Annotated in this window: 27 protein-coding genes; 22 read left to right on the top strand and 5 right to left on the bottom strand. The window is 59.5% G+C overall.

Annotated elements, in window-relative coordinates:
- Positions 1–108 precede the first annotated feature (108 nt).
- The 12 genes from P9A16_RS31735 to P9A16_RS31680 all read left to right on the top strand — a co-directional run bounded on the left by P9A16_RS31735 (position 109) and on the right by P9A16_RS31680 (position 5,787).
- Complete coding sequence (locus P9A16_RS31735) at positions 109–285, top strand: helix-turn-helix domain-containing protein (protein WP_278026346.1); 177 nt, start codon at positions 109–111, stop codon at positions 283–285.
- Positions 286–296: 11 nt separating this feature from the next.
- Positions 297–566, top strand: coding sequence for a hypothetical protein (locus P9A16_RS31730; protein ID WP_278026345.1), 270 nt, complete (start codon positions 297–299; stop codon positions 564–566).
- A 3-nt stretch (positions 567–569) separates the two neighbouring features.
- Positions 570–875, top strand: coding sequence for a winged helix domain-containing protein (locus P9A16_RS31725; protein WP_278026344.1), 306 nt, complete (start codon positions 570–572; stop codon positions 873–875).
- Positions 872–1,054, top strand: a complete 183-nt coding sequence (locus P9A16_RS31720; protein ID WP_278026343.1) for a hypothetical protein — start codon at positions 872–874, stop codon at positions 1,052–1,054. The genes P9A16_RS31725 and P9A16_RS31720 overlap by 4 nt, the downstream gene beginning before the upstream one ends.
- On the top strand, positions 1,051–1,827 hold the full coding sequence (locus P9A16_RS31715; RefSeq protein ID WP_278026342.1) for a hypothetical protein: 777 nt from the start codon (positions 1,051–1,053) through the stop codon (positions 1,825–1,827). The genes P9A16_RS31720 and P9A16_RS31715 overlap by 4 nt, the downstream gene beginning before the upstream one ends.
- On the top strand, positions 1,824–2,087 hold the full coding sequence (locus tag P9A16_RS31710) for a hypothetical protein (protein ID WP_278026341.1): 264 nt from the start codon (positions 1,824–1,826) through the stop codon (positions 2,085–2,087). Before P9A16_RS31715 ends, P9A16_RS31710 begins: the two co-directional genes overlap by 4 nt.
- Positions 2,084–2,686, top strand: coding sequence for a ribonuclease H family protein (locus tag P9A16_RS31705; protein WP_278026340.1), 603 nt, complete (start codon positions 2,084–2,086; stop codon positions 2,684–2,686). The genes P9A16_RS31710 and P9A16_RS31705 overlap by 4 nt, the downstream gene beginning before the upstream one ends.
- Positions 2,683–2,970: a hypothetical protein gene (locus tag P9A16_RS31700; RefSeq protein WP_278026339.1), complete on the top strand. Its 288-nt coding sequence runs from the start codon at positions 2,683–2,685 to the stop codon at positions 2,968–2,970. The genes P9A16_RS31705 and P9A16_RS31700 overlap by 4 nt, the downstream gene beginning before the upstream one ends.
- 104 nt (positions 2,971–3,074) lie before the next feature.
- Positions 3,075–3,533 carry a hypothetical protein gene (locus P9A16_RS31695; RefSeq protein WP_278026338.1) on the top strand — a complete coding sequence of 153 codons (459 nt, stop codon included), beginning with the start codon at positions 3,075–3,077 and terminating at the stop codon, positions 3,531–3,533.
- Positions 3,526–3,795, top strand: coding sequence for a hypothetical protein (locus P9A16_RS31690; RefSeq protein ID WP_278026337.1), 270 nt, complete (start codon positions 3,526–3,528; stop codon positions 3,793–3,795). Before P9A16_RS31695 ends, P9A16_RS31690 begins: the two co-directional genes overlap by 8 nt.
- A gap of 13 nt (positions 3,796–3,808) precedes the next feature.
- The gene (locus P9A16_RS31685; RefSeq protein ID WP_278026336.1) at positions 3,809–4,261 is read left to right on the top strand and encodes a hypothetical protein; all 453 of its coding nucleotides are present in this window, start codon (positions 3,809–3,811) and stop codon (positions 4,259–4,261) included.
- 65 nt (positions 4,262–4,326) lie between these two features.
- On the top strand, positions 4,327–5,787 hold the full coding sequence (locus P9A16_RS31680; RefSeq protein WP_278026335.1) for a tail fiber domain-containing protein: 1,461 nt from the start codon (positions 4,327–4,329) through the stop codon (positions 5,785–5,787).
- On the opposite strand, the gene P9A16_RS31675 is transcribed toward P9A16_RS31680, so the two are convergent.
- Positions 5,772–6,131, bottom strand: a complete 360-nt coding sequence (locus P9A16_RS31675; protein WP_278026334.1) for a hypothetical protein — start codon at positions 6,129–6,131, stop codon at positions 5,772–5,774. The genes P9A16_RS31680 and P9A16_RS31675 overlap by 16 nt on opposite strands.
- A 36-nt stretch (positions 6,132–6,167) precedes the next feature.
- On the opposite strand from P9A16_RS31675, the gene P9A16_RS31670 reads away from it, so the two are divergent.
- Both P9A16_RS31670 and P9A16_RS31665 read left to right on the top strand, forming a co-directional pair.
- On the top strand, positions 6,168–8,453 hold the full coding sequence (locus P9A16_RS31670) for a hypothetical protein (RefSeq protein WP_278026333.1): 2,286 nt from the start codon (positions 6,168–6,170) through the stop codon (positions 8,451–8,453).
- Positions 8,454–8,463: 10 nt separating this feature from the next.
- Positions 8,464–10,470: a hypothetical protein gene (locus P9A16_RS31665; protein ID WP_278026332.1), complete on the top strand. Its 2,007-nt coding sequence runs from the start codon at positions 8,464–8,466 to the stop codon at positions 10,468–10,470.
- Here the strand turns inward: P9A16_RS31665 and P9A16_RS31660 are convergent.
- The gene (locus P9A16_RS31660) at positions 10,440–10,697 is read right to left on the bottom strand and encodes a hypothetical protein (RefSeq protein ID WP_278026331.1); all 258 of its coding nucleotides are present in this window, start codon (positions 10,695–10,697) and stop codon (positions 10,440–10,442) included. The two genes, P9A16_RS31665 and P9A16_RS31660, sit on opposite strands and share 31 nt — an antisense overlap.
- Before the next feature lie 31 nt (positions 10,698–10,728).
- Here P9A16_RS31660 and P9A16_RS31655 point away from each other — a divergent pair, with 31 nt between their 5' ends.
- Genes P9A16_RS31655 through P9A16_RS31650 form a run of 3 tightly spaced genes read left to right on the top strand, consistent with a single transcriptional unit; the run spans position 10,729 to position 11,806 of the window.
- Positions 10,729–11,064, top strand: coding sequence for a hypothetical protein (locus tag P9A16_RS31655; protein ID WP_278026330.1), 336 nt, complete (start codon positions 10,729–10,731; stop codon positions 11,062–11,064).
- A complete protein-coding gene (locus P9A16_RS35840) occupies positions 11,064–11,516 on the top strand; it encodes an HGGxSTG domain-containing protein (RefSeq protein ID WP_443021726.1) in 453 nt (150 codons plus the stop codon). The genes P9A16_RS31655 and P9A16_RS35840 overlap by 1 nt, the downstream gene beginning before the upstream one ends.
- Positions 11,517–11,572: 56 nt before the next feature.
- Entirely contained in the window at positions 11,573–11,806 is a 234-nt protein-coding gene (locus tag P9A16_RS31650) for a hypothetical protein (RefSeq protein ID WP_278026329.1), read from the top strand.
- A 686-nt stretch (positions 11,807–12,492) separates the two neighbouring features.
- Here the strand turns inward: P9A16_RS31650 and P9A16_RS31645 are convergent.
- From P9A16_RS31645 to P9A16_RS31635, 3 genes are all read right to left on the bottom strand, one after another.
- A complete protein-coding gene (locus tag P9A16_RS31645; RefSeq protein WP_278026328.1) occupies positions 12,493–12,750 on the bottom strand; it encodes a DUF6074 family protein in 258 nt (85 codons plus the stop codon).
- 83 nt (positions 12,751–12,833) lie between these two features.
- Positions 12,834–13,418, bottom strand: coding sequence for a hypothetical protein (locus P9A16_RS31640; RefSeq protein WP_278026327.1), 585 nt, complete (start codon positions 13,416–13,418; stop codon positions 12,834–12,836).
- A 122-nt stretch (positions 13,419–13,540) separates the two neighbouring features.
- Entirely contained in the window at positions 13,541–13,783 is a 243-nt protein-coding gene (locus P9A16_RS31635) for a helix-turn-helix domain-containing protein (RefSeq protein ID WP_278026326.1), read from the bottom strand.
- A 142-nt stretch (positions 13,784–13,925) separates the two neighbouring features.
- On the opposite strand from P9A16_RS31635, the gene P9A16_RS31630 reads away from it, so the two are divergent.
- The 5 genes from P9A16_RS31630 to P9A16_RS31610 all read left to right on the top strand — a co-directional run bounded on the left by P9A16_RS31630 (position 13,926) and on the right by P9A16_RS31610 (position 16,081).
- On the top strand, positions 13,926–14,225 hold the full coding sequence (locus P9A16_RS31630; RefSeq protein ID WP_278026325.1) for a hypothetical protein: 300 nt from the start codon (positions 13,926–13,928) through the stop codon (positions 14,223–14,225).
- A 74-nt stretch (positions 14,226–14,299) separates the two neighbouring features.
- Positions 14,300–14,431, top strand: coding sequence for a hypothetical protein (locus tag P9A16_RS31625; RefSeq protein ID WP_278026324.1), 132 nt, complete (start codon positions 14,300–14,302; stop codon positions 14,429–14,431).
- On the top strand, positions 14,428–14,793 hold the full coding sequence (locus P9A16_RS31620) for a hypothetical protein (protein ID WP_278026323.1): 366 nt from the start codon (positions 14,428–14,430) through the stop codon (positions 14,791–14,793). Before P9A16_RS31625 ends, P9A16_RS31620 begins: the two co-directional genes overlap by 4 nt.
- Before the next feature lie 135 nt (positions 14,794–14,928).
- Positions 14,929–15,294, top strand: a complete 366-nt coding sequence (locus tag P9A16_RS31615; protein ID WP_278026322.1) for a hypothetical protein — start codon at positions 14,929–14,931, stop codon at positions 15,292–15,294.
- A gap of 43 nt (positions 15,295–15,337) precedes the next feature.
- Positions 15,338–16,081: a hypothetical protein gene (locus P9A16_RS31610; protein ID WP_278026321.1), complete on the top strand. Its 744-nt coding sequence runs from the start codon at positions 15,338–15,340 to the stop codon at positions 16,079–16,081.
- Positions 16,082–16,274 lie beyond the last annotated feature (193 nt).

The following is a 16,274-nucleotide window of genomic DNA, read 5'->3' as shown; positions in this document are numbered from 1 at the left end:
GCTGACACGGACGAACATGCGCGTAAATTGTCGGACGGACCTAGCGCAGTAAAGCGCTGGTGGCGGGGCTAACCGGACTGTTAGCCGTTGTTCCTAAGCGAGGACAACATGACCAAAATGGCCGTTGGCGTCTCAGAAGCAGCCAAGATGATTGGCTTGGGCCGTACGTCGATTTACGTACTTTTCAACGAAAAGAAGCTCACCCCGCGCAAGTCGGGCAAGCGCACCCTCATCCTTGTCAAAGACCTCGAAGAGTATCTGAATTCTCTTCCGGTTGCCGCTTAACGGAGGCAACCATGAAAACGAAGAACCCCGCCACGGTGGCACGTGGCAGGGCTCCGAAAGTCTACGCATTTCGCAACAGCATGGACAGCCGGAACCCTACCGAAATTGCCCCCGAAAGTCTAGCCGCCCGGAAGCTCTCCCAGCGTTTCGGAGTACCCGCTAGCACCGCCCGCTTGCTCGCAGAGCTTGCCGGCCTTGGCCCTCGCGACGACCGCGAAGCCGTCTTCCCCTTCACCGCCGTTCCGCAGCCGTTCGCCGGCTCGCATACCTATGGAGCCTGACCCATGGCTAACAGCAAGATCATTCGCAAAACCTTCCGCATCAAGGAAACCGGCCGGGAAATCATTGTGCCAGGCCGGCAGGCATGGACCCTGGAGCGCCTTATCGATGCAGGATCGCGCGGGCTGACGACGATCGACCACCCGGCGCCGCGAACCTCGGCCTACGTCCACTTCCTCAAGAAGGACTTCGGCATCAACATCGACATGGTCCGGGAGGCGCACAAGGGCGCGTTTCCGGGCATTCACGGCCGATATTTTTTGAAAACCGACATTGAGGTTGTGCAGGATAATCATGGGGATCCGGCATGAACAAGGCCGATAACCCCCAGGTCATTACCGCCGCCCGATGGATCGCAGAACGCCACGACGATGAGGGGGGCCGGATTATTCCGGCCGTCCGCTCCCGGTTCTCGCTGACAGCGGCCGAGGCATGCCAGGCATGCGCGCTTGCCCAGCGCTTCCGTGAGGCAGGGAGGGCGACCGCGTGACAGCGACTGTTCCCCCGACCGGCCATGACGACCGCACCGCCTCGTCGAGCGCTTCATGGAAGTTTGACTTCCTCGATACCGTGAACGCCGATCCGGCATGCACTCCAGCGTGCCTGAAGGTCATCAAGGTTTATCTCAACTTCGCGTCGGAGGCGGCCCCCACCGCCTTTGTTGCCACGTCCGAACTATGCCTGCGAACGAGCCTTAGCCGGCCTACCATTATCCGCGCCCGCGAGAAGCTGAAGTCTCTTGGGTATATGGTGCCGCGCGGCACTGTAGGCGATGGTGCAATTCAGTATCGCCTCGTGAACGCACGCAAGCTTCAGATCGACGACCATCTCGTCATCGGTCGCGAAAAGCTGAAGGAAGATTGCCGCCTTCAGAAGCAGTACGAGAGGGCGCGCGAGAAGACAGGGTGTAAAAAAATGATACCCCCTGAAATGGCTTGGGGGTATCAAAATTTAACCCCCGTTTGTAAAGAAATGATACCCAATACCCTAGAACAATACCCTAGAGGTTCTAGCTACGAAGCGGGCGAAAACCTTATAGGGCTTCATAGCTTTTATTCCGAAGCCAAGGGCGACGATCGGAAAGCCCCTTTCCCCATTCCTGAGACCGACGACCAAGCCGAGGACATGCTTCGGCAGATCGTCTGCGACCGTGACGTTGCAGACTACGTCGTCAACGCAATGGGGCTCATGCTGAGAAAGGGAACCCTTTCCCCGGCAAATGCTGAGAGCCTCATCAATCAGTATCGCGAGGTGGCGGCGTGAGAACGATCCTCGTCTACCCCTACTATCGGCGCCACTCCGTCGTGGCGACCATCGCGGCATGTGTGTCTGACGCTAAGCTAGGCCCGGAAGGCAGCGCGGCGATCTGCGAGGCCATGGGCGAGATTATAGCCAAGGATGGCGCGCGCTTCGGCCAAACTCCGATGGAAATTCAAATTCAGTCGCAACTCTTCTGGCAGGCCGTCCAACGTGAGTCGGGCCGCATCATCGTTGTCAGTCACAAAGAGGACCAGCCAGCATGAAGAACGGTTCCACTCAGCACCGGGACTTGCTGTCCCTCATGGCCGATGAAATTTTGCGCAATGCAAAGCGGCCGACCAATAGGCGCCGCAAGGGCAAGCCCACCGGCAAGAGCAAGGCACCCTCCATCAATGACAGCCAGGGCATCCACGTCTTCGCGGATGGCGCTTGCGAGCCTAATCCCGGCCCTGGCGGATGGGCCTATATCGTCATCGTGGACGGCGAGGAGGTCCACAGCGCGTCTGGTGCGGCCCCATCGACGACGAACAACAGGATGGAATTGGCCGCCGTCCTCGCCGCACTGGAATGGATCTCCGAGAATGCAGCCGGCCGGCCCGTCGCCCTCTACAGCGATAGCCAGTATGTCGTGAAAGGCTGCAACGAATGGCGGCACGGATGGAAGCGGAAGGGCTGGCGGCGTGGAGCCGCGCCCGTGCTCAACGCCGATCTATGGCAGGCAATTGACGCAGCGCTCGTAGATCGCCCGCAGGCTTTGACCTGGTGCAAGGGACACAGCGGCATCCGCGGCAACGTTCGTGCTGATAAATTGGCCGGTAAGGCGCTGGAGACCCTAAAGCGCCAAGACAGGAAAGCGGCATGATGACCGAGGCCAGAAAAACGATTGCGCCGATGTCGGAGTGCATCGGACTGAAGGCCGCCGCTGAATATGCGCAGGTGGACGAGCGCACCATGCGACGGTGGCACAAAAATCATGGTCTGGGTTTCAAGCGTATTGGCGGCCCAAACGCACGGCTGATGTTCTCGATAACAGAACTCAATGCCTATCTAGCGGGTGACGGCGAGGCGCTTATGCATCTGCGAAACGGTGACTATGAGCACGAGGCATTGGCAGTTTATCGCAGGATTACCGGAATAGTCCTGTAATTTTCTTCTCCAAATGTCCGCAAATGTCCGGACTTGTCCTCATATGTCAAATGGTGGAGGGCGCATATAGCCTGTAGAATCAAGCATCTAATCGAGGTGCTTTGATGAACGCCCTGCCATTCGCCAGCTATGCTTTCGACCGCGGTATCCTGACCAGCAGGATTGCGCAGGAGGAGATGCAGCGTTGCTTGCGCCACGCGGTCGAAGCGTTCCACGACGAATGGGAAACCGGTGAACCGCTCAAAAACGTCGCCGAAAGCGCCGCCGAATTCTGGAAGGCTTATCGTCTTGGCATTCTCGCCGTCGCGCCCGTCTCTGTTTACCCCCATTGGAACGACATCCCAGAAATTCTGAAGCGTCCGACCCTTGAGGGTATGCAGCGAGTGGCAGACGCTTTGGAGCCTTTCCGAGGCGAACCTTTTCCGCAGGCGTTTCCGACGCCGGCTGTAGACAGGTCAGCTCCCTGTGACGAGCTTGTGGAAGCCGAAACCGCCGATGGGCGGGAGGCCAGCCATTTCGAAACTCTCCCTGAAACCGAAATGGTTGGACAAGATCATGATTAAATCAGGCTACACGGCCGAAGACCTCCAGGGCATGGAAGCGATGCGTAAGCGACAGGCTCTTGCAGACGCGCTTATCGGAGGCGGTGCGCCTCAACAGATCAATCACCCCATGCAGGGTCTGGCCCAAATGGCGCAGACGGCCATGACCGGCAATCAGCAACGGAACGCGATGTTCCCTCAAGCGCCCGGCGGCGCCATGCCGTCAATCGGAACACAGATCCGCAACATGGTCTCTCGCGGGAACAACGGTGGCATGTACTGAGGGAGCGCAGATCATGCGGCTTAACGTTCAAGAAGAGATCGACAGACTTGCGAGCGGCGACAAAGACGCGCTCGATCTCATCCATGGTGCATGGAAAGCGTGCTCAGTTTGGGACGATTTGATCGATAAAGACAATGTTCCAACGGAACAGCAGATAAACGATTGCTTTCTGTGGGCGCTCTTCGATCTCCAAAATAACCGTGTTTATCGAGAAAATCCGCACCTCGCGTTTGTATTGCGCTTGACCATCTCAAATTGGTTTGCAGCGAACCGGCTGGAACGTGAAGAAGAGCGGGAGAAGAGAATAACCGCATATACCCTGCGATGCAGCCCATACGACTTCTTTGTCGCCGTTATCATGTGTGTTGCCGGCCCTTCTGCTGCTGATGAAGCGGCCTACCTTTTCCGATCGATGAATACCACGGACAATTTGGAAGATTATTTGTCCGAGCATACGAAGGATTGAAAATGGGATGGATGGACCCCCCAAAAGCACCTGATCCGTGGCAGACTGCCACCTCTCAGTCGCAGATGAACCGCGACACCGCCATGACGAATTTTCTCATGAACGCGGTGAATCAGGTCACTCCCTATGGCTCCCTGACCTACAAGCAGACCGGATCCACCTTCCAGCCATCGAAGACGGGGGATCAGTACTGGTTTAACAAGGGCACCGGGCAATATCTGAACTACGACCCCTTTGCCAAATCGCGCACCACCAGCTCCACGGGCGACACCGTAGCAACTGACGCCTTCTCTCGTGCCCGGAATTCTGGAGGCGCGCCGGCCGGGACGGGCGGCAGCATGGGGCTTCCTCCGACCTACGCTTCGAAAGGTGCTCCAGGCGGCACCGGCGGCTCCATGGCGGGCATCACGAACAGTACGCGCCCCGGCACGACTGGCGGCAAGACCGACTTCGGGAAGCCTGAGGACTGGACGCAGGTGCAGGGCTTCAACACCCCGACATTTACGGCCTATCAGGAGCTTTCGCCGACGCAGCAGCGCCTTTACGACCTGACCAACCAGATTGGTATCAATCTTGGGGAGTTGGGCGTCTCGCAGTCCAAGCGTCTGCAAGGCATAATGGGCGCGGATTTCAAACTGCCCGGCGGCGCCATGCCGACGCTCAATCTTCCGAAGGGGGCTATCCCGACGCTCGACACCAATTTCGGCGCGATGCCTGAATTGAATCTCGATAACGAGGCCGTCGAGTCCCGGCTGATGGAGCTTGGCCGCAAGCGCCTCGACCCCGCTCTTGACGCTCGCCGGAAGTCCACCGAACAGGATCTGTATAACCGTGGCGTTCGGATGGGTTCGGCCGCGTATGAAAATGCCATGCGCGGGGTCTCGGAAGGCGAAAACGACGCCTATAACCAGTTGGCGCTGACTGGTCGAAACCAGGCCGTCAACGAAGCTATGTCGAAATACGGCGCCGACATGCAGGGCCGAGGTCAGCTCATGAATGAGCGAATGGCCGGCTACAATGCCGCGATGCAGGGTCGCGGCGTGCAGACCAATGAAGCGTTGGCGGCCTACAATGCAGCCATGCAGAACCGCAATCAGCTTAACAATGAGTACCTTACCAACCGGACTGGGCCTATCAATGAGATTTACAGCCTAGCGACCGGATCACAGGTCCAACAGCCGAATTTCGTCAACACGCCGGGCACGCAGATCGACCCCGTCAATTATGCCGGCCTCGTCGGGCAAAAATACCAAGCCGATATGGCTAACTACGGCGCGGGCCTATCAGGCTTGTTCGGGCTCGGTTCTGCCTTCCTCGGGGGCATGTTCCCGTCTGACGAGCGCCTGAAGACGGACAAGAAGAAAATGGGCGAAACCCCTGACGGCATCGGTGTCTACCAGTACCGGTTCAAGGGCTCCCCGATGATGCAGCTCGGCGTGATGGCCCAAGAAGTGAAGAAAAAGAAGCCTGAAGCGGTGGCACGTCATCCGGCGGGCTATCTCATGGTTGATTACGATAAGGTGTGACGATGGCGATCAAATCTGGTTTCACTGCCGAAGACCTCGCCAAGATGCGCCCGGAGGAGTTCGCCCGGCGCCGCCGACTTGCTGAAGCCCTGCTTGGACAGGCAGCAGGGCCGCGGGAGATCCGCCACCCGCTTCAGGGCCTTGCCCAGCTTGCAGAGACCGTCATGAGCGGAATGCAGCTTCGCAAGTTCGATGAGGCCGAAAAGCTTCAGGAAGCCGATCGGCAGGCGGGCAACAAAGCCCTTCTCGACTATGCCTTCAGCGGGGGCGTCAATGCCGGTTCCGATACGGGTGATATGCCCACCACGACCGGAGCGACGAGCACCCGTGCAGGCACGACGCAACAGCCGTCTGGCAATAACCCTGTCTTCTCCGAATTCATGGACGAGGTGAAAAAGGGCGGCGTCACCAATCCCTACGCACTTGCGGCCATCGCCGCGACAGGGCAGGCGGAGAGCGAATTTTCGCCACAGAACGTCAATCGTCGCTGGAGCGATCCTAGCGAGAGTGGCAAGGGCGGCACGTCTGGCGCGCTCATGTCGTGGCGCAACGAACGTCTTGGCAATCTGGAAAAATACGCGGCGATGGCCGGAGAGGATGCCGGCGGCATTTCCCCACGCACGCAGGCGAAGTTCTTCCTCCAGGAAGACCCGCTTCTCATCGAGGCCTTGAACCGCACCGAAAGCGTTGACGACGCCATGCGGTTCATGAACCGGGCTTGGAAATTTGCCGGCTATGACCAGCCGAGCAAGGAAGTGGCGCGCCGCATGGGATTTGCAAACAGCTTCCTGCCGCAGTTTCAGGGCGGCGGTGATGCGACGGCGGGTGGTTCGGCAAATGGCGACAGCCCGGCCTACCTGTCCTACGCCAACCAGAACGCCACCCGGAACCGGCCTCTCAGCAATGAGCTTGCTTCAGCGCTCGGTTTCCTTCCGGAGATGGGGATCACGGCAGAAGTCTTCTCGGGCGGCCAGCCTGGAAAGGACGAGGGGGGCGCCCGTACCGGCTCGACCCGCCACGACCACGGCAATGCCGCCGACGTGTTTTTCTCGAAGGACGGCCGGCGCCTCGATTGGGCAAACCCGGAAGACCTGCCGATTTTTGAAGAGATTGTCCGGCGCGGCAAGGCGGCTGGCATCACAGGCTTTGGTGCTGGTGAGGGCTATATGCAGCCCGGCAGCATGCATATCGGCTTCGGGGATCCCGCCGTATGGGGCGCTGGCGGTAGCGGTGAGAACGCACCGGAATGGCTCGTGAACGCCTATAATTCCCCGGCCGGCAATGCCGTTGCCGAGGGCGGCCCTCAGACTTCGCTTGATGCCGTCAACGCCATGGCGACGGGTGGACAGCCAGACCAGCGCAACATGCTGCTGGCGAACGCTCTGGTGAGTGGTGAGCAGGGAAATCAGGGCGGGATGCCACGACAGCAGCAGCTAGCCCAAGCCCTCATGGAAGGCCATGGTGGCGAAGCAGGATTACCGCCCGAGTTCCAGCGCTCGGCACAGCTTCAGACGGCGATGCAGCGGCCCCAGGGCTCGATTATCCAGGCCCTGATGGGCGGAGAGGCAGCAGACCCTGGGCAGCTCGCACAAGCCCGCGCCGCTGGCATGAGCGGACAGGGCATGGACAATGGGACACCGGCCGGCGGCGACAAGCGTCAGCTTATCGAAAACCTGATGCGCAACCCGGCGACACAGGAAATCGGCCAGCGCCTTCTGCTTCAGGAAATGGAGCAGCGCGCGCTTGCCAACGATCCTATGCGGGCGCTGGAAATGCAGAAGATGCGCCAGGACATGCAGCGCGGTCAGCCAATGATGAATCTTGGCGACGGCCGGCTCTTTGATCCCAATACGCGCGAATTCCTCACGGCTCCAGGGACGGGCACGAAGACGACGCCGCAGATCCAGAACTACGAGTATTACGCCGAGCGTGAGCGCCAGGCCGGCCGTCAGCCTCTTGGGCCGCTCGAATGGAACCTTGCGCAGAAGAAGGCCGGCGCGAACACGACAAACGTCAGCGTTGGCGAGAGCGGCGCAGACGCAGAGCTTCGCAAGAAACTCTCCGGCAAGGAGGGCGAGGCCTGGGCGGCGCTGAAGGAAGCGGGAACGGTTTCTGCCGGGACGGTGCAGGATATGCAGCTTCTCGACGAGCTGATTAAGCAGGCGCCGCAAGGCCCGCTCCAGGGGCGCCTTGCACAGGCGTTCCCCGGCTTCAGCACGGCGGGCAGCGCCTTCGAAAGCATCGTAAAGCGCGTTGCACCAACCCTTCGGGCTCCTGGCTCCGGTGCCACCTCCGATATCGAATATGACGGCATGCTGCGCAGCTTGCCCGCCTTGTCCAATTACCCCGAGGCCAACGCGGCGATTTCCGAGATGATGAAGGCGAAGGCCCAAATCAACATGGAGCGTTCCGCCGTCATCGATCGCTATCAGAACGAGGAAATTTCAGCGGCGCAGGCCCGGCGCGAACTGGCGGCGCTCAACAGTCGCTCGATCATGTCGCCGCAGATCGAAGGCGCCTTCAAGACCCTAGGCATCGACGTGCGAGGTGGCGAAGCAAAGGCCGATCCTCTCGCGCAGGCGCGCGAGGCAATCAGCAAGGGCGCCGATCGGAATGCGGTAATTCAGCGCCTCAAGGAAAACGGCATCGACGCGGGGGGCCTCTAACATGGCTGGAATGTTTGATGATCTGATTCCAGGCAATACCGGCAGCGCGATCAGTTTTGACGACCTGATCCCGAAGAAGAGGCAGGCCGGTGACAGCATGGAAACCGGCGGCGTTGGCGGCGTGCTGCGCGCTGCCTCTCGCGGTGTCCTCGGCATCGGCTCGTATCTCGATGAACTGGACGCGGCGACGAATGCGACCTTGGCGCCCATCATTGACCCGTTGCTTCCCGATAGCTTCGAGAAGCTGCCCGGACAGACCTGGGACGAACGCTATAACCAGGCGCTCGAAATCCAGCGCGGCAAGGATCGTGCGTTTGACGAGGAAAACCCGATCGGCTCGACGGTCGCGCAGATCGGTGGCGGCCTGACCTCCGGCGGCGCCCTTCTCAAGGCTGCGCCTGTCATCGGCAATTACGCGCTGGGCAATGCAGGAACGACGCTCGGAATGCGTATTGGAGCGGGTGCGGCAGCCGGTGGCGCCACAGGTGCCTTGCAGGGGTTCGGCGCAGGCGAAGGAGGCGTAGACAATCGACTTGACCAGTCCCTCCTTGAGGGCGGAATTGGATTTGGCCTTGGCGGGCTCGCTGCCCCGGTTGGCGACCTCGTTGGAAAGGGCATCAACGCCGCCCGCTCTCGTGTCGCCAACCGTGGCAGCGGTATCGGCCGTGGTGCGATGGATGTCTTGACTCGAGACCTTGCGGCGGAAGGGACGGACCTTGCATCCGTTGCGGCCCGCGCTCGGGAACTTGGCGACGACGCCATGCTGGCCGACGTGAGCGATATCCTCCGGCTTCGGGCCGAGCAGATTGCGCAGAGCGACAACCCGGCCCGCTCCGGTGTGCTTGGCGCCATCAGGGATCGAGGCGCTGGCGCCGGGAACAGGATCGCCGGCATCTACGACCAGGCGCTAGGCGATAATCCGAACGTACAGGCCACGCTGGAGGACATGTTTAAGCGACGGTCCTCCGAGGCCGGCCCGCTTTACAAACAGGCTATGGCCCGTCCCGTAGCTTGGGACGAACGTCTTCAGCAATTCCTTTCAGACCCCATGTCGAAGACGGGTTTGGCAAAGGGCGTCGAGATCCAGCGCCTGGAGTCATTGGCGGAGGGTCTCCCGTTCAACCCGGAAGACTACGCCATCACGGGCTTCAATGACGCGGGCGATCCGATTATCTCGGGCGTTCCCAACTTCCGCACGCTCGATGTCATCAAGAAGGGCATGGACGCACTTGTCGATGACAACAAGAACGAGTTCGGCCGCCTCACCCAAAAGGGAGTGGCCCTGTCGAAAACCCGTGACGCCTTTGTTCGAAAACTCGATGACATCAACCCCGATTATGCGACCGCGCGGAAATCCTGGGCCGGCGGGACGCAGGAGATGAACGCTTTCAACGAAGGCCGGGATATCTTCTCCTCCAGGATCCACCCGGATTTCCTCTCCTCCGATTTCTCGAAGATGTCGGAAGGTCAGAAGGAGGCCTTTCAGTTGGGTGTGAGGGCCGCGGCAGATGAGGCCATGGGCCGCGTCCGCAACGGCGCCCTGAAGGGTCGGCAGCTTCTCGACGCCGATTTCAACGAGCGGAAAATCCTGACCGTTCTCGGCAAGGACGAAGGGCGAAAGCTCATCAACGCGTTGAATGCCGAACAGGCCATGGCGGAGACCGCTGGGCAGGTTGCCGGCAATTCCGCCTCTGCCCGCCGGCTGGATAACCCATTCTCCAAAAGCGGCCGAAACATGGACGTGTCCCAATCCATGTATCAGGCCGGCCGCCGGCTGCTTCAGCGCGAGATTGAAGGGATTGGCGCCAGCGGTCGGGAACGCATGGCGGCAGAGCTGGGGCCGGTGCTGACCGCGACAGGAGACCGCCGGGAGCAGCTTATCCGCCAATTGATCGATCCGGCATCCAGGACGGGCGGCGTGAAATCGACCGATCCGAAGCTGGAGGCGATGGCACGCGCACTTCTCCAGATCGGCGGCCGGGCGGCCTACCCCTTGCTGCCAGGTGTTCGGGAGTAGCGCTTATGGTCATACCAGCCAAGGAAGAAACCCATGCAAAGCCCCGCACCCAGGCCGAATATCAACCACACGACCTTGGTGGGCAATTCCTTGAACACGCCAACCAATGCAAATTTCAGGACGAGGAGGATGGCAAGGGTGATGAGCAGCGTAAGCCACATGACGACCACCCGGCCGCGTGGGCTCGGTTCGTTGGGATCGTGATCGATCGTCGGTGGTTCAGCCATTCCGTCTCAGCCGTGAATTGAAGAGGCAAACATGACATTGAACCGCACGAAATTCAAATCGGGTCTCGATCTCGTCGCCTCCCTCGACGCGCTACTGCGCATGGATGACATGGGCATTGAGGTGACGGCCGAGGTGGCGGAGGCCATGCAACTCTTGAAGAACCTCAAGATAGAGGATCTGGAGGATGCGCTAGCGGCCCTTTACTTCGCCGAGCGCTTCCGCTCCAAGGCGGCTGACAGTCTCAGCCTCGGGGAGCCTGTGAACCCGGCGCTGCTGGAGGAAGTCGGCGTCAATATGCGCAAGGCCGTGGAATTCATTGCGACCTACACTGGCGTGGATAAGGTCTCAACCGCGATGGTGCACTGATGCCGCGCCAAGAGAAGCTCACCGGAAAGGAACTGGCAGCCCTCCGAAAGGCGGCAGGCCTCAACCAGGCGCAGCTTGCGAACCGCGCCCACATAGGCCGCCATGCTGTCAGCTATTGGGAGACGAGCGACCATGTGGATTTTCGGGCTTACGCGGTTCGCAGAATGGCCGTCGTCCTCGGCGTCGATCTCCAGACCCATGTCCTGCCATTGGCGAAATCTTTCACGGTGAAAGATTTGTCGCCGACCGTGCCCCATCAGCCCACGCGTTGCGGCGCTCGGAACCGAAAGGGGCAGGCGTGCGCGATGAAGCCCGAGCCGGGCAAGCATCGCTGCAAATTCCATGGCGGCAAGAGCACGGGGCCGAAGACAGTCGAGGGTCGGCAGAGTATCGCAGAAGCACAGCGCCGCCGGTGGGCACACCATCGGGAATTAGCGTGCTCGAGCTCTTAGGATTATGGATTGCGCCGCCGAAACAGGCATTTTATTGCAGCCGGAAGGAAAAACCCATGTCGCAGGCAATCGATCCGAATGCGCGATACTCCAAAATCGTTGGTCAGATCAGCGGAACGTTATGGCTCGAACCAAATGGCGTTTATCGCCTCGATGGGTGGGTGGTCCCAGTTCGAGACGATCCCGCTTTGCGCGTTAATAACAGCCAGCCTGTCGGTAGCTCTCATGGCCCTCAAGACGATGTTGTAGGCCTCGCCGGGAGTGTATTGGGTGTGAACGTACCAAACTGACCGCTGAAAGGGATGCCACGAGCCGAGGCTTTCGATCGCCTCGTGTACACGCTCATAGTCCTCTTCCGATCGACCTGGCCCTAGCAGGTCGTAGGCAATGAATAGATTGAAGGCCATTTCGCAGTTCCTCCCTCTTTTCGGGAGAGTGAACCAAACGCTCGCGCAAGAGTCGAGTCCATGGGCTGTTACATTTGCAGGATATTGCCTTACCCCGGCTCATCACCAAGTCGCAAAGTTTGCGACTTGCTACGCTTGCCGCCGTGCGCAGTTCCCGTTGGGTCTTGAGATGAACGTAGTGGACAAGTTGTCCGTTACGTCCCCGTGGCCCATGACAGCAGTGGGCACCGCGAAGGCCGGAGCGGCGGAAAACTTTGCCGCTGTTCCATTGCCTTCCTGACAGTAGCGTCAGCGAAAGAGTGGACGACTTGTCCACTCTTCTTGGTTGCCCTACCGTGCGCTGCCAGTTTGCAAGCGACAACTTGTCGTTTGCACGCCCGTGCTTGTTTGACTCAGAGGAGCTCACCAGCGCGTTTTCGAGGAGCCCCGGTGTTCCACAGCGGAAACCACCGTGAAGCGCGCCCACGAGTCACCTCGGGCGAATATGCTGGCGGTGTGCCGCGCCTTGTCGTTTCGACATTGGATTTATACGGTCCCGCGGAATGGATGGTTAACCAGATATCGGTTAATCACGCGGTGGCGCCCGTCCCCTGTATCCTTGCTGCTTCGACCTGCACGGCCATCCAGAAAACCCGCGTCTGCTCGTCGGCTTCCTTTTCGGACAAGCCGATCCGCAAAAAGTTGGCCTTCATCGGCTCCAGAACCTGCCCGCGGTAATAGTCGGCGCTCTTCACAGTGGGCCGCTCCAGGAGCTTCAGGGCTGTGTCCCGGATCTTGCGCACCCTGGCGGTAACGGGGAACGGGATGATGATTGCTTGGTGCGTCACGCTGCACTCCCTCCCAGAATATATATAGTACTACGGAAACCCGAAGCGGCGGCTGCTGTTGATAAAGCCTCATTTCCCATGATTCAGCCCGCCTGAGAGAGCTTCGGCACTACGGGTTTCCGTAGCGGCGCTACTTCGGAATTCCGAAGCGGGCTTTTTTTCGTTGAAGCCGCCGCGCGCGCTTCCGCTCTCTGCTTACGAACGGTTTCCGACCATCGTTTCGCATCTTCCATGGTGACTGCTCGCCAGCCATTGGATGCCGCCGCGCCTTCATGGGTGCCGTCGAAAGTCAGTGTGTATGTCGTCGCATATGGAGTGCCGTTTCCTGCGCGCCCCTTGTCCATCCTGATAAGGCGCTTGAACTCAAGCTCGTCGAGGGCATCGGCGGTGTTCTCGGCGGTGACACCGTAGGTGTAGAACTGGTCATGTGTGACAATCAGCCTTCCATTCTCCAGGCGACCATGGGCGATATGTTCGATGATTAGACGATCGAGCGCCTTTCGGCCGTTTACGGAAAGCGTGCGGTAGGCCGGGCTTTCCAGGAATTCGCGCGTTATCGCCATCCATCCGCCTTGGTCGCGTGGCGGCGCCGTGTGCTTCGCGACAAGGCTGTGCGTCTTGCCGCCGCTTGTTCGGCTCTTGTCGCGAGGGTCGAATCTAGGGGGCATCAATCCTCCTGGTGTGGACTCTCGCGCATGGCTCTGCTTTAGCGTTCATGCTCTTCAGCATCCCTGTATGTTGATGGGCACGGCAGCGGGGGAAAGTTTGCGAGGCTCTGTCCCGCTGTCGCCTACTTGTTTTTCGGCTTAGCGAGCCTCACGCCGGCCCCTCCTCCGTTTTCGGGGATGAAGGTCACGCCGGCCTCTTCCAGCGCCTTTTGGACTGCCATCACATTATCGGCCGAGCTGCGCCCGGTTCCGATACTTTCCATCCGCTTGATGGTCGTGAACGATAATCCGCACCTTTCGACCAAGTCGTTTTGCGACCAGCCTAAAAGGGCGCGGGCGGCCCGGATCTGTTCGGCATCAATCATGCTGCTCTCTCCTGCGAAAACACTACCACAGCCCGCACATAAACTAAAATAGCTCCCCTATAAAATAAAAAGGTTGACTATGGTTAATGCGTAAGCTAAAAGAGCTTATACACAAACGGAAATGGTTTGGATAGGCCCTCAAATGTTCAACCGCTCGCAGATCATGAAATCCGCATGGGCACACTACCGCCGTGCACTGGCCTACGTCGCCAGCAATCCCTACCTGCGCGGCTCCCTTGTTCGTTTCGGCGACTGCCTCAAGGCAGAGTGGAAGCACGCGAAGGCTGAGGCCGCCAAGGCGAAGCGCGATGCCGCCGTGGTCGCCCGTATCGATGCCCTGAAATCCGAAATCCTCAATCTCGACTACAAGCCTTTCGGCATCCGCATTGGAGCAGAGCGCCGGGCGCTGGTGGTCGAGCTGTCAAAGCTGGAGGCCGCGTGATGCATGAAGCCCTCATTAGAGCCGCGTGTACTGCCGACGCTGTTTTCGTCGAAGTCCGAACTGCTGCGAAACGCTTGGCTGAGGCCATGGAGCGCGCCCATGGCGGGCGTTGGCGCATCCAGGTCGATCATGAGCACCAGTTCGCAACGGTCGCCCGGCTTCGCGACCGCGGCCCCGTCAAGCCCAAGCCGGAGATTGCGCGATGACTGATACACTCCTTCGCATCGGCGCATCGTTCGCCGCCCTCATGGCCGATTATCGCGCGGCACAATCTCAGCTCTCGGCGCTCCAGCACGAGGCCGACCGCACCGCCGCCGAAGCCGGCTTGGTCTACGGCTCCTCGGCGTGGTCTGCCCATCGGTTCGCCGTCACCGGCCGCACGGTCCACCACGTCAACGGCCTTTACGAGAAGCTGGAGGATCTGGCGCAGGCAATCGCGGCGATCCGCGCCACCTGTTTCGCCGGCCTGCTCATCAAGGCCCGCGCCCATCAGTTCGCCGGCAACCCCGGCGCCATCATCCACGAAATTGAAGCCTTGGCGGAGGCCGGCAATCAGCAGGCCGCATAAGCGACCACACGAAGACTTTTGCCGGGTCGGCACAGCCGCCTGTGGAAATCAACCGCGCCGTTACGACGTTCCAAATTGCGCGTTGCCGGCGCGCCATGACGTCAGAATAGATCTTTCAATTCTCTGGAGGAATACATGAGTGTAAAAACAAAATCCGCCGCCGCTGCAACCGAAGCAAGCCTAGCTGCAAATCTCGCAGCGCTGGCGAGCATCCACTTGGCGGAAAAGTCATCAGATAGGCGCACTGAAACTACACCGCCTAACCATCAAAATTTCGATCCCGCTGACCTATATTACTCCCTTCTTGATCTCCATCACCTCACGAAGCAGGTCGGGGAAGTTTTGTTCGACATGGACTACGGGACAGGAGAAGGGCGCAATCATACTCTTGACCGGGTGGCTGCACTTTGCCGCGTGGTTTCAGATCAAGTGGAACGGCTCGCGGATCGAGCGAGCATTTTCGACTATCCCGGCGGAGAATGGCGGTCTCCATTTGATTGAACAACCCAATCCGAGATCAACTAGTCATAGAGGATGTTGAACAATGGCACCGATGGATAAAAAGAAGTTTGGAGGCGTCAGTTGCGCCACAGAAACGAGGGACATCAAGGCGGTCGCTAGCCTTGCTATGCTGACAAAGGTTCATGCCGAAGGTAGGGCCGTTGCCAATCGAGACCTACTCAATGCTATCCAAGAGCACGAAGCTGCATTTCATGCATGGATGGCAACCGCGCCGGGAGACGGGGATTTACCGGTGGATACGCCGGAGGACAGAGCCGCTTTCGAAGCCGAAACTCGGTTCCTTTTTTCACCTTGCCGATCCGAGGCAGATATCTTCGCCAAGATTGGCTACATCTATCACAGGGAAACGGCTGCGGCACAGGATGCCTATGATGCGGTGGTTGGCCGTGAGCATGATTTCCTCGGGTTCCTGGGCTCCCTGATCGACATCGAGGCCGTTGAAGCTATGCCAATGGGGACTACCCTTGCTGGACATCCTTGGGTGAAGGTCCGAGACGATGACCGCGACCGACATGCGATCGACACCCTTGCGGATGCCCTGCGTTCAGCGCTGACGACATGGGATCTAGCGGAAGAACTCACTCCGGCAATCGAAATCGCGGTAGATGTCACCCGCTCTGCTCTCCTCGCTTATCGGCCTGAAACCCTAGCTGGAATGCACCACAAGGCTGCAGTCATGCTCAGCCTGCGGCCGTTCACGAACTGGGATGATTTGGAGCGGGAGGATTTGCTCCGCGCCTTTGCAATGCAATGTGAGGGAGCATGATGCCGCGGCCCGTTTCCATAGCCCGGCGCGAACTGGAAGCAAAGATTGAGAGGATGATTGCGCTTCTCGACTTCCTAGCCCGAATAATTCACGAGGGGTTGGCGGATATGGTTCAAACCGTTGAAATGACGTAGGATTTGGTTGCTTACGCCGATCCGTGCCGTTTCCGGAGACCACACCCGCCATGAATGAT

This window comes from Shinella sp. 838, from assembly GCF_029623935.1.
Taxonomy (GTDB): Bacteria; Pseudomonadota; Alphaproteobacteria; order Rhizobiales; family Rhizobiaceae; genus Shinella.
The sequence above is the reverse complement of the archived record's forward strand: the minus strand, read 5'-3'. Positions and strand labels throughout refer to the sequence as shown.

Excerpts from the sequence above, each read along its gene's own strand:
- P9A16_RS31735 (WP_278026346.1), top strand. The coding sequence starts at position 109 with ATGACCAAAATGGCCGTTGGCGTCTCAGAAGCAGCCAAGATGATTGGC.
- P9A16_RS31730 (WP_278026345.1), top strand. The coding sequence starts at position 297 with ATGAAAACGAAGAACCCCGCCACGGTGGCACGTGGCAGGGCTCCGAAA.
- P9A16_RS31725 (WP_278026344.1), top strand. The coding sequence starts at position 570 with ATGGCTAACAGCAAGATCATTCGCAAAACCTTCCGCATCAAGGAAACC.
- P9A16_RS31720 (WP_278026343.1), top strand. The coding sequence starts at position 872 with ATGAACAAGGCCGATAACCCCCAGGTCATTACCGCCGCCCGATGGATC.
- P9A16_RS31705 (WP_278026340.1), top strand. The coding sequence starts at position 2,084 with ATGAAGAACGGTTCCACTCAGCACCGGGACTTGCTGTCCCTCATGGCC.
- P9A16_RS31700 (WP_278026339.1), top strand. The coding sequence starts at position 2,683 with ATGATGACCGAGGCCAGAAAAACGATTGCGCCGATGTCGGAGTGCATC.
- P9A16_RS31695 (WP_278026338.1), top strand. The coding sequence starts at position 3,075 with ATGAACGCCCTGCCATTCGCCAGCTATGCTTTCGACCGCGGTATCCTG.
- P9A16_RS31690 (WP_278026337.1), top strand. The coding sequence starts at position 3,526 with ATGATTAAATCAGGCTACACGGCCGAAGACCTCCAGGGCATGGAAGCG.
- P9A16_RS31685 (WP_278026336.1), top strand. The coding sequence starts at position 3,809 with ATGCGGCTTAACGTTCAAGAAGAGATCGACAGACTTGCGAGCGGCGAC.
- P9A16_RS31680 (WP_278026335.1), top strand. The coding sequence starts at position 4,327 with ATGAACCGCGACACCGCCATGACGAATTTTCTCATGAACGCGGTGAAT.
- P9A16_RS31670 (WP_278026333.1), top strand. The coding sequence starts at position 6,168 with ATGGACGAGGTGAAAAAGGGCGGCGTCACCAATCCCTACGCACTTGCG.
- P9A16_RS31665 (WP_278026332.1), top strand. The coding sequence starts at position 8,464 with ATGTTTGATGATCTGATTCCAGGCAATACCGGCAGCGCGATCAGTTTT.
- P9A16_RS31660 (WP_278026331.1), bottom strand. The coding sequence starts at position 10,697 with ATGGCTGAACCACCGACGATCGATCACGATCCCAACGAACCGAGCCCA.
- P9A16_RS31655 (WP_278026330.1), top strand. The coding sequence starts at position 10,729 with ATGACATTGAACCGCACGAAATTCAAATCGGGTCTCGATCTCGTCGCC.
- P9A16_RS35840 (WP_443021726.1), top strand. The coding sequence starts at position 11,064 with ATGCCGCGCCAAGAGAAGCTCACCGGAAAGGAACTGGCAGCCCTCCGA.
- P9A16_RS31650 (WP_278026329.1), top strand. The coding sequence starts at position 11,573 with ATGTCGCAGGCAATCGATCCGAATGCGCGATACTCCAAAATCGTTGGT.
- P9A16_RS31640 (WP_278026327.1), bottom strand. The coding sequence starts at position 13,418 with ATGCCCCCTAGATTCGACCCTCGCGACAAGAGCCGAACAAGCGGCGGC.
- P9A16_RS31635 (WP_278026326.1), bottom strand. The coding sequence starts at position 13,783 with ATGATTGATGCCGAACAGATCCGGGCCGCCCGCGCCCTTTTAGGCTGG.
- P9A16_RS31630 (WP_278026325.1), top strand. The coding sequence starts at position 13,926 with ATGTTCAACCGCTCGCAGATCATGAAATCCGCATGGGCACACTACCGC.
- P9A16_RS31620 (WP_278026323.1), top strand. The coding sequence starts at position 14,428 with ATGACTGATACACTCCTTCGCATCGGCGCATCGTTCGCCGCCCTCATG.
- P9A16_RS31615 (WP_278026322.1), top strand. The coding sequence starts at position 14,929 with ATGAGTGTAAAAACAAAATCCGCCGCCGCTGCAACCGAAGCAAGCCTA.
- P9A16_RS31610 (WP_278026321.1), top strand. The coding sequence starts at position 15,338 with ATGGCACCGATGGATAAAAAGAAGTTTGGAGGCGTCAGTTGCGCCACA.